Origin of the sequence: Streptococcus sp. 1453 (genome assembly GCF_013276955.1) — a bacterium.
GTDB lineage: Bacteria > Bacillota > Bacilli > Lactobacillales > Streptococcaceae > Streptococcus.
Genome location: NZ_VMLZ01000029.1, coordinates 1 through 965 on the forward strand (window position 1 = coordinate 1; position 965 = coordinate 965).

The 965-nt window shown below is 52.3% G+C and carries 1 protein-coding gene; it reads right to left on the bottom strand.

Annotated elements, in window-relative coordinates:
• Positions 1-965 (bottom strand): hypothetical protein (locus HW098_RS10790; RefSeq protein ID WP_176140021.1); only part of this gene is annotated, 965 nt, incomplete at both ends.

A 965-nucleotide genomic window follows, 5' to 3' on the forward strand; every position in this document is an offset into this window, starting at 1 on the left:
GTTGAAGCACTTGTCGATGCGGACTCTGACGCTGATTGACTTGCGCTCGTTGAAGCACTTGTCGATGCTGACTCTGATGCTGATTGACTTGCGCTTGTTGAAGCAGACTCTGACGCCGACTGACTTGCGCTCGTTGAGGCACTTGTCGATGCGGACTCTGACGCTGACTGACTTGCGCTTGTTGAAGCACTTGTCGATGCGGACTCTGACGCTGATTGACTTGCGCTCGTTGAGGCACTTGTTGAGGCACTTGTTGAGGCAGACTCAGATGCTGATTGACTTGCGCTCGTTGAGGCACTTGTCGATGCTGACTCTGATGCAGATTGACTTGCACTTGTTGAGGCACTTGTCGATGCGGACTCTGACGCTGATTGACTTGCGCTCGTTGAAGCACTTGTTGATGCCGATTCAGACGCTGACTGGCTCGCGCTCGTTGAGGCACTTGTTGAAGCTGACTCTGATGCAGATTGACTTGCACTTGTTGAGGCACTTGTCGATGCTGACTCAGACGCTGATTGACTTGCACTTGTTGAGGCACTTGTTGAAGCTGATTCAGACGCTGATTGACTTGCACTCGTTGAGGCACTTGTCGATGCCGATTCAGACGCTGACTGGCTCGCGCTTGTTGAAGCACTTGTCGATGCGGACTCTGACGCCGATTGACTTGCACTTGTTGATGCTGATTCAGAAGCTGATTGACTTGCGCTCGTTGAAGCACTTGTCGATGCTGATTCAGAAGCTGACTGGCTCGCACTTGTTGATGCAGATTCAGACGCTGATTGACTTGCACTGGTTGAAGCACTTGTCGATGCCGATTCAGAAGCTGATTGGCTCGCGCTCGTTGAAGCACTTGTTGAGGCTGACTCAGAAGCTGACTGGCTCGCGCTCGTTGAGGCACTTGTCGATGCCGATTCAGAAGCTGATTGGCTCGCGCTCGTTGAGGCACTTGTCGATGCTGATTCTGA